An 8446-nucleotide genomic window follows, 5' to 3' on the forward strand; every position below is an offset into this window, starting at 1 on the left:
CACGCTGCCGCGGCCGCTCCATGTCTTCTCGCTCATCGTGTCTCCAGGTATTGATTGGCGGCGCGATGCTAGGCAGCGCGCGCGGCCATGGCTTCCACGAAACGGCGCGGCTTTTCAGAATCTTGCAATTGCTTGCGGGCGCTGCGGGCAAACCTGCATGCCCGCGGCAGGCCGCGCGTCGGACACTCGTGTTTTCCTTCCCCGACAGAAAGACCAGACGCCCGTGCAGACCTTCGCCGAGCGATTCGACACCACGACCGCGTCCCGCACGAAGTTCGAACCCGAGGCGGTCCTGCTGCAGGACCAGGGCCTCTGGCCCGGGCTGCGGCTCGAGGAGTGGCGCGGCTCGGGTGGGGATATGCCCGAGACCGTGCTGTTCCAGCACGGCGTGATGCTCCACCACGAGGCACTGACCTCCGCGCGCATCCACTGGTCGGGGCACCGGCCGGTGACGGGCGACTTCGCGCCGGGCAGCTTCGGCATCTTTCCCGCCGGGCTGTCGTACAGCGGGCATGCGCGCGGCCGCTGGCGCGGCGTGGTGCTGGGGCTGACGCCGGGCCTGGTGCAGGCCGTCTCGAGCTCGCCGGGCGCGAGGACGGTCGAGCTGGTGCCGGGCAACGGCATCCGCGACGGCTTCGTCTGGCAGGCCAGCCTCGCGCTCGCCGCCGACATCCGCGAGGGCTATCCGGGCGGCGCGATCTACGGGGAAAGCATCGCGGTGGCGCTGGCGGCCTACCTGCGGCGGCACCATGCGGCCGATCCGCGGCTGCAGGTCGAGCGCATCGAGGCCGGCGACGCGCTGCGCCGGCGCGTGCAGCAGTTCATCCTCGACCAGTTGCAGGAGAAGCTCACGCTCGCCGAGATGGCGGCCTTCGTGCAACTCGATGTCTATTCGTTCGCGCGCTGGTTCAAGCGCGCCTTCGGCATGCCGCCGCACCGCTACCTGATGGCCGCGCGGATCGCGCGCGCGAGGACGCTGCTGTTGCGCACCGAGCTGAGCCTGGTCGAGATCGCGCTGCAGTGCGGCTTCAGCAGCCAGAGCCACCTGTCGAGCGCATTCCGGCGCTGCGTCGGCATCGCGCCCGGCAGCTACCGGGCGCGCGGGAGGGAATGAGGCGGCGGCGTGCGCCGCTCACGCCTTCAGCAGCTGGAGCCGCACCAGGCTCTCGGCCGTCGCGACGATCGCCTCCTCGGCCGAGCGCGGATTCCATCCGAGCAGCCGCCGGGCCTTCTCGCTGGTGGCGTTCATGTTCACGCCGAGCATCGGCACGACGGCCTTCATGCGCGGATCGGTCTTCGCGCCGAGCCGCACCAGCCAGTTGGGCAGCGCCCGCGTCGACACCTTCTGCGCCGCCGCACCCATGCGCTCGCGCAGGATGCCCGCCACGTCGGCCAGCCACAGGCTCTCGCCCGCGATCGCGAGGAAGCGCTCGCCCTTGCCGGCCGGGTGCGTCATCGCGAGCAGGTGCAGGTCCGCCACATCGCGCACGTCGACGAAGCCCGAGTTGATCTTGGGCGAGCCGGGCTGGCCGTCCATCATTCCCTTGATGATCTGGATCGAGTGCGAGAAGTCGGCACCGAGCGCGGGGCCCAGCACCGCGGTCGGGTTGACGGCCGCGAGCTCGAGACCGCGGCCTTCCTTCTCGACGAAGGCCCACGCGGCGCGTTCGGACAGCGTCTTCGACTTCTGATACGGAGCGACATCGCCCGCCAGGTTGCTCCAGTCCTCTTCATTGAAGGGCCGGTCCATCGGCCCATGGCCGACACCGACCGCGCCGAAGGCCGAGGTGAGGACCACGCGCTGGACGCCCGCATCGCGCGCGGCGCGCAGCACGCGCAGGTTGCCGTCGACGGCCGGCCGGACCCAGTCCTCGTCGGTGGCATAGCTGCCCGATGGCGTGGGCGAGGCGCCGTGGATCACGTAGGTGCATCCCTTCGCGGCCTCGGCCCAGCCGGCGTCCACGCCCAGGTCCGCGACCACGAAGCCCAGCCGCTCGCCCGGCTCGGCGCCGCCCGTCCTGAGGTGCTCGCGGACTTCCGCTTCCCGTGCGAGCGTGCGCACCGTCGTGCGGACGCGAAATCCCTGGGCCAGCAGCGCGAGGATGCAGTGCTGCGCGATGAAGCCGGTGCCGCCGGTGACCAATACCAAAGCCTGTTCCATGTCCGTTCCTTGTTCGTCCGTGATGCGAGATGGGGAACGATATTTCGAGGGGGTCGGACTGTGAATGCTTGGGAGTACGCTTTGCTTGCGCGATAGTACGAAGATGAGCGCCGATCCCTTCTCCGACATCCTCAAGCTGACCCATGCGCAGAGCCTGGTGACCGGCGGCTTCACGGCCGGCGGTACCTGGGCGATCCGTTTTCCGGCGCCCGACAAGATCAAGTTCTTCGCCGTCGTGAAGGGCCACTGCTGGGTCCGCATCGAGGGGGAGCCCGAACCCGCGCGCTTCGAGACCGGCGACGTGGGGCTGCTGTCGGCGCACCGCTGGTCGATCCTGTCCAGCGATCCCGAGGCCGAGCCGGTCGATGCCATGGGCCTGTTCTCGGGCGCGGGCCGTTCCTCGGCGCAGCTCGGCGACGGCAGCGAGTTCGCGCACATCGGCGGCCACGTGCTGCTCGATCCGGTCAGCGGGCCCTTGCTGCTGAATGCGCTGCCACCGTGGATCCATGTCCGCGCGTCGGCGCCGCAGGCCCCGGTGTTCCGCTGGCTGCTCGATCACCTGATGGAGGAGCGCACGCAGGCACAGCCGGGTGCCCAGCTCGCCGCGGCCCAGCTCGCGCAGCTGCTGTTCATCCAGATCCTGCGCGCGCACCTGGGCACCTCGGGGCCGCTGGTCGCGGGCTGGCTGCGCGCCCTGAGCGAGCCGCGCATCGCGCCGGCCCTGCGGGCGATGCACGACGATCCGGCGCGTGCCTGGCACCTGGAGGAGCTGGCCAGCGCCTGCGCCATGTCGCGCACCACCTTCGCCTCGCACTTCAAGGCCGTGGCCGGCATCGCGCCGCTGGGCTACCTGACCGAGTGGCGCATGCGCCTGGCCGAGCGCGCCCTGGGCGAGGACGACACGCCGGTCGCGCTCGTGGCGCAGAGCCTGGGCTACACCTCCGAGAGCGCCTTCAGCCATGCCTTCAAGCGCGTCACCGGGAGTTCGCCGACGGCCTACCGGCAGGCGCTGCGCGCGGGGGCGAGGGTAGGACTCACGAGCCGCGAGGCGGTGCCGCAGGAATCCTAGGCACCGCGCCCTTCAATCGCGCGACCACTGCAGGGTCGCGTCAATGGGCGCGCGCGAGGTTCTGTAGCCGTTCGCCGGATCGGCCGCATCGGCACGGCCGAAGGAGATGCCGCACACGACCTGCTGGTCGGCGGGCAGGCCGAAATGCGCGCGGATCGCCGCGGCGTGCCGCGCCAGCGCGGCCTGCGCGATGGCCGCGACGCCGTGCGCCTCGGCCGCCAGCAGGAAGTTCGCGACCCAGCCGCCGGCGTCGACCAGCGCATAGGGCCCGAGCTCGGCCGGCACCGTGACGACCAGGACGTGGGGCGCGCCGAAGAAGTCGAAGTTGCGCAGTGCTTGCACGGCCGAGGCGTCGCGATCGCCGCGGCGCACGCCGACGGCGTCGTAGAGCTGCAGGCCGGCTTCGCGGCGCCGCTCGAGGTACACGCCGCGGTACTCGGCGGGAAAGGGAAAGTCGCTGGCCGGTGGCTGCGCGCGTGCCGCGGCCTGCATGGCCGCGCGAAAGCGCTCGGTGCCCGCGCCGCGTGTCACGACGATGCGCCAGGGCTGCGTGTTGCACCACGAGGCCGTGTGGCGCGCGGTCTCGAACAGGCGCTCGATGGTGGCGTCGGGCAGCGGCTCGTCCAGGAAGGCCCGGCAGCTGCGGCGGCGCGACACGAGGTGCGCAAGCGTCTGGGCTTCGGATGGGCTCAAGGCTGCCTCACTCCGCCTGGATGCCGGCGTCCTTGATGCGCGTGCCCCAGGCCGCTTCCTGCTCGACCATGAAGCGCGCGAACTCCTCGGGCGGCGCGGGATAGGGCTCCAGGCCCAGCGCTGCGAAGCGTTCCTTGATCGCGGGCTTGTTGAGCGACTTGACGACTTCGGCGCTGAGCTTCGCGACGATGTCCGGCGGTATGCCGGCCGGCCCCATCAGCCCGCCCCAGGCGATGTACGAGAAGCCCGGAAAGGTCTCGCCCAGCGCCGGCAGGCCCGGCATCAGGACCGAGCCCTTGTCGGCCATCATGGCCAGCGGCCGCACCTTGCCGTCCTTGACCAACCCCTGCGACGACGCCAGGTCCACGAACATGAAGTCGAACTGGCCGCCCACCAGGTCGACCAGCGCCGGCGGCGTGCTGCGGTAGGGCACCGCGATCGCCGAGAACTTGCCGACGTTCATCAGGTGGGCGCCCGCCACCTGGCCGGTGGCGTTGCCGTAGCCCATGGTGTTCTTCGCGCCGCCGCGCACGGCCTTGAGGAAGTCGGCGACGTTGGTCAGGGGCGAGGTGCCATTGACCACCAGCACGAACGGAAAGTTGGTGGTGCGCGCGATCGCGGTGAAGTCCTTGATCGGCGCGTAGTTGAGCTTCTTGTAGAGCCAGGGATTGGCCGAGTGGGCCGAGCTCGTGCCCAGCAGCAGGGTGTAGCCGTCGGGCGCGGCCTTGCTCACGGCCTCGGCGGCGATGGAGCCGTTGGCGCCGGGCTTGTTGTCGATCACGATCGGGGCGCCGAGTCCCTTGTGCACGTCCTCCATGAGCACGCGCGTCATCACGTCGGTGCCGCTGCCCGCGGCGAAGGGCACCACGACGCGGATCGGCTTGGCGGGATAGGGCTGGGCCGAGGCCGCGGCGCAGGCCAGGGCGAGCGTGCCCGCCGCGAGCGCCTTCGCCAGGAAGGAATCCAGAATCTGCATGCGTGTCTCCTGCCGCTGAGGGCTTGTTGTGGGTCCGGTCGGTCGATGCGTGGCGTGCGTGCCGTGTGTCTCAGTAGGACTTGGGCAGCCCCAGCACCTTCTCCGCGATGAAGCACAGCACCAGCTCGGGGCTGATGGGCGCGATGCGCGGAATCATGATCTCGCGCAGGTAGCGCTCCACGTGGTATTCCTTCGCGTAGCCGAAGCCGCCGTGCGTCATCACCGCCTGCTGGCAGGCATTGAAGCCGGCCTCGCCGGCCAGGTACTTGGCGGCGTTCGCGGCCGCGCCGCAGGGCAGTCCGCTGTCGTACTGCCAGGCCGCTTGCATCACCATGAGCCAGGCCGCCTCGAGCTCGATCCAGTTGCGCGCCAGCGGATGCTGGATGCCCTGGTTCTGACCGATCGGGCGGTTGAAGACCACGCGCTCGTTGGCATAGGCGGTGGCGCGCTCGAGCGCGAGCTGGCCCAGGCCCACGGCCTCGGCGGCGATCAGCACGCGCTCGGGGTTCATGCCGTGCAGGATGTATTCGAAGCCGCGGCCTTCCTCGCCGATGCGGTCCTCCACGGGAATCTCGAAGTCCTCGATGAACAGCTCGTTCGAGTCGACGCACTTGCGGCCCATCTTCTCGATCTCGCGCACCTCGATGCGGCTGCGGTCGAGGTCGGTGTAGAACAGCGTGAGCCCGTGCGTGGGCTTCTCGACCTCCTCCAGCGGCGTGGTCCGCGCGAGCAGCAGCACCTTCTGCGCGACCTGGGCGGTCGAGATCCAGACCTTGCTGCCGTTGACCACGTAGCGGTCGCCGCGGCGCTGCGCGCGCGTGCGCAGCTGGGTGGTGTTGAGGCCGGTGTTCGGCTCGGTCACGGCGAAGCAGGTCTTGACCTCGCCGCGCGCCATCGGCGGCAGCATGCGCTGCTTCTGGGCTTCGCTGCCGAACACGACCACGGGGTTGAGCCCGAACACGTTGATGTGCACCGCCGAGGCGCCCGACATCCCGGCGCCCGAGCGCGAGATGGTCTGCATCATCACGGCCGCATCCGCGATCGAGAGCCCCGAGCCGCCGTACTGCTCGGGAATGCAGATGCCCAGCCAGCCGTCCTGGGCCAGGCTGTCGGCGAACGCCGTGGGGAAGCCGCCTTCCCGGTCGCGTTCGAGCCAGTAGGCATCGTCGAAACGGCGGCAGATCTTCTGGATGGAATCGCGGATGGATTCCTGTTCGGCGCTGAGCTGGAAATTCATGGACGGGCGACAGGTTGAAAACCCAATCATTCATCTATGTGTTCAATATTGACATGAGGGAGAACACCTAGACTGATCACCGCCGGAGATGCTTTTCCTCTGGAGGCGAGTAAAAACCCAAAGCCAGAAGAGTTTGTCGAGTCAGCAAAAGCGTTTCAGGAGCTTGGCGATGTTGTTCATGTATGTGTACTATTCGTGCACGACAAAGAACAATCCTCAGGAGACGCATGACAGTTCCCCCCACGCCCGCGCCGCTCGCGGGCTTCCGCATCGTCGACATGAGCACGGTGCTCATGGGCCCGGTCGCGACCCAGGTGCTGGGCGACTACGGCGCCGACGTCATCAAGGTCGAGCCGCCCGAGGGCGACGTGATGCGCCACGCCGGCATGGCGCGCACGCCGCGCATGGGGGCGATGTACCTGGCGAACGGCCGCAACAAGCGCAGCATCGTGCTGGACATCAAGCAGCCGGCCGCGAAGGAGGCGCTGTTCGCGCTCTGCCGCTCGGCCGACGTGTTCATCCACAACGTGCGCCCGGCCGCGATGCAGCGTGCCGGGCTCGGCTACGAGGACCTGCGCGCGATCAATCCGTCGATCGTCTACGTCGCGCTCGTGGGCTACAGCGAGCACGGCCCCTATGCCAACCAGCCGGCCTTCGACGACATCATCCAGGCCGGCGCCGGCGTGTCGGGCCTGTTCGTGCGCGCGGGCCTGGACGAGCCGGTGTTCGTGCCGATGACCGTCGCCGACCGCGTGACCGGGCTGACGGCGGCACACGCCACGCTGGCCGCGTTGCTGATGCGCGAGCGCACCGGCATCGGCCAGGCGATCGAGGTGCCGATGTTCGAGACGCTGGTGCAGACCGTGCTCGGCGACCATCTCAACGGGCAGGCCTTCGAACCGCCGATCGGCGAGTCGGGCTACAGCCGCCTGCTCACGCCGCACCGCCGGCCCTACAGGACGCTCGACGGCTACATCGCCGCCACGCCCTACAACGACAAGCAGTTCCGGGCCTTCTACGCCGCGATCGGCCGCGCCGACGAGATCGACAGCAATCCGCTTTTGGGCAGCCAGAGCGCGCGCGCCAGCAACTACCACGCGACCTACGCGCAGCTCGCCGAGATCATCGCCACCCGCAGCACCGACGAGTGGCTCGCGCTGTGCCGCGCGCACGAGGTGCCGTGCGCGCGCGTCAATTCGATCGACGACCTGCTGGTCGATCCGCACCTCGAGGCGGTGGGCTTCTTCGAGCGCGGCGAGCATCCGTCCGAAGGCCGCATCGTGCAGATGCGGCCCAGCACGCGCTGGAGCAGCGCCGACGTCTCGATCCGGCGGCATGCGCCGCGCATCGGCGAACAGAGCCTCGAGCTGCTGGCTGAGGCCGGCTTCGATGCCGAACGCATCGACGCGATGCTGGCCGAAGGCAGCACGATCGATGGCCGCCCCGGGCCGCGCGACTGAATTTCTTTCCCTCCGCTTCCACCCACGCACAGGACCCACCATGGCAGGCCTCTACTTCGAGCAGTTCGAGATCGGACACATCTTCCAGCACGCGACCACGCGCACCGTCACCGAAACCGACAACCTGCTGGCGACCGTGCTCAGCATGAATCCGCAGCCGCTGCACCTGGACGTCGAGTTCGCGGCCAAAACCGAGTTCGGCCGGCCGCTGGTCAACAGCACCTTCACGCTGGCGCTGGTCATCGGCCTGTCGGTCAGCGAGACCACGCTGGGCACCACCATCGGCAACCTCGGCATGCGCGAGGTCACGTTCCCGAAGCCGGTGTTCGCGGGCGACACGCTGCGCATCGAGACCACGGTCAAGAGCAAGCGTGTCTCGAAGTCGCGGCCCGACGCGGGCATCGTCGACTTCGAGCATCGCGGCTACAACCAGCGCGGCGAGATCGTCTGCGTTTGCCAGCGCGCCGCCTTCATGCGCCGGCAGCCCGAGCCGGCCCTCGCATGACGGGCGGGTCGTCGCCGGTCGATGCGCGCGACTTCGACCTGCGCGGCCTGCTGCGCGCGGACGACTGGATCGTCTGCGGCCAGGCCGCGGCCGAGCCGCTGACGCTGACGCGGCGGCTGATGGCGGACGACGGCGCGGCGCTGCCGTCGACGGTGTTCCTCGGCACCACCCTGTCGGCGAGCTTCGACGGCCCGGTGCCGCGAGGCATGCGCTTCGTCTCGTATGGCGCGATGGCGCGCACCTGCGGCCTGGCCGACCGCGGCCTGCTCGAGGTGCTGCCCGAGCGCTACGCCCTGCTGGCCGGGTTGTTCGCCGAGGGCACGCTGCGCGCCGACGTGGTGCTGC

General features: G+C 69.6%; 8 protein-coding genes and 1 pseudogene. 5 read left to right on the forward strand and 4 right to left on the reverse strand.

The window, feature by feature from the left end:
* Positions 1-223: 223 nt before the first annotated feature.
* Positions 224-1114, forward strand: coding sequence for a helix-turn-helix domain-containing protein (locus tag AC27VN_RS24655; RefSeq protein WP_490878219.1), 891 nt, complete (start codon positions 224-226; stop codon positions 1112-1114).
* An 18-nt stretch (positions 1115-1132) separates the two neighbouring features.
* Here the strand turns inward: AC27VN_RS24655 and AC27VN_RS24660 are convergent, their stop codons facing one another.
* On the reverse strand, positions 1133-2161 hold the full coding sequence (locus tag AC27VN_RS24660) for an SDR family oxidoreductase (protein ID WP_490878220.1): 1029 nt from the start codon (positions 2159-2161) through the stop codon (positions 1133-1135).
* Positions 2162-2225: 64 nt separating this feature from the next.
* Here AC27VN_RS24660 and AC27VN_RS24665 point away from each other — a divergent pair, with 64 nt between their 5' ends.
* Entirely contained in the window at positions 2226-3230 is a 1005-nt protein-coding gene (locus AC27VN_RS24665) for an AraC family transcriptional regulator (protein WP_203203626.1), read from the forward strand.
* A 12-nt stretch (positions 3231-3242) separates the two neighbouring features.
* On the opposite strand, the gene AC27VN_RS24670 is transcribed toward AC27VN_RS24665, so the two are convergent.
* From AC27VN_RS24670 to AC27VN_RS24680, 3 genes are all read right to left on the reverse strand, one after another.
* Positions 3243-3923, reverse strand: a complete 681-nt coding sequence (locus tag AC27VN_RS24670; RefSeq protein ID WP_490878221.1) for a nitroreductase — start codon at positions 3921-3923, stop codon at positions 3243-3245.
* A gap of 7 nt (positions 3924-3930) precedes the next feature.
* Positions 3931-4899, reverse strand: coding sequence for a Bug family tripartite tricarboxylate transporter substrate binding protein (locus AC27VN_RS24675; RefSeq protein WP_296781979.1), 969 nt, complete (start codon positions 4897-4899; stop codon positions 3931-3933).
* A gap of 70 nt (positions 4900-4969) precedes the next feature.
* A complete protein-coding gene (locus AC27VN_RS24680) occupies positions 4970-6136 on the reverse strand; it encodes an acyl-CoA dehydrogenase family protein (protein ID WP_490878222.1) in 1167 nt (388 codons plus the stop codon).
* Between the two features lie 227 nt (positions 6137-6363).
* On the opposite strand from AC27VN_RS24680, the gene AC27VN_RS24685 reads away from it, so the two are divergent.
* The 3 genes and pseudogenes from AC27VN_RS24685 to AC27VN_RS24695 form a co-directional block, all read left to right on the forward strand.
* Positions 6364-7596: a CaiB/BaiF CoA transferase family protein gene (locus AC27VN_RS24685; RefSeq protein ID WP_490878223.1), complete on the forward strand. Its 1233-nt coding sequence runs from the start codon at positions 6364-6366 to the stop codon at positions 7594-7596.
* Positions 7597-7636: 40 nt separating this feature from the next.
* The gene (locus tag AC27VN_RS24690) at positions 7637-8101 is read left to right on the forward strand and encodes a MaoC family dehydratase (RefSeq protein ID WP_203203631.1); all 465 of its coding nucleotides are present in this window, start codon (positions 7637-7639) and stop codon (positions 8099-8101) included.
* A pseudogene (locus AC27VN_RS24695) lies at positions 8098-8446 on the forward strand (hypothetical protein); the annotation flags it as partial. The gene AC27VN_RS24690 and the pseudogene AC27VN_RS24695, both read left to right, overlap by 4 nt.

The sequence above is a fragment of the Variovorax sp. 20P10.2.4 genome (assembly GCF_058244205.1).

Coding starts and splice junctions, on each gene's coding strand:
- AC27VN_RS24660 (WP_490878220.1), bottom strand. CDS start 2,161: ATGGAACAGGCTTTGGTATTGGTCACCGGCGGCACCGGCTTCATCGCG.
- AC27VN_RS24665 (WP_203203626.1), top strand. CDS start 2,226: ATGCTTGGGAGTACGCTTTGCTTGCGCGATAGTACGAAGATGAGCGCC.
- AC27VN_RS24675 (WP_296781979.1), bottom strand. CDS start 4,899: ATGCAGATTCTGGATTCCTTCCTGGCGAAGGCGCTCGCGGCGGGCACG.
- AC27VN_RS24680 (WP_490878222.1), bottom strand. CDS start 6,136: ATGAATTTCCAGCTCAGCGCCGAACAGGAATCCATCCGCGATTCCATC.
- AC27VN_RS24685 (WP_490878223.1), top strand. CDS start 6,364: ATGACAGTTCCCCCCACGCCCGCGCCGCTCGCGGGCTTCCGCATCGTC.
- AC27VN_RS24690 (WP_203203631.1), top strand. CDS start 7,637: ATGGCAGGCCTCTACTTCGAGCAGTTCGAGATCGGACACATCTTCCAG.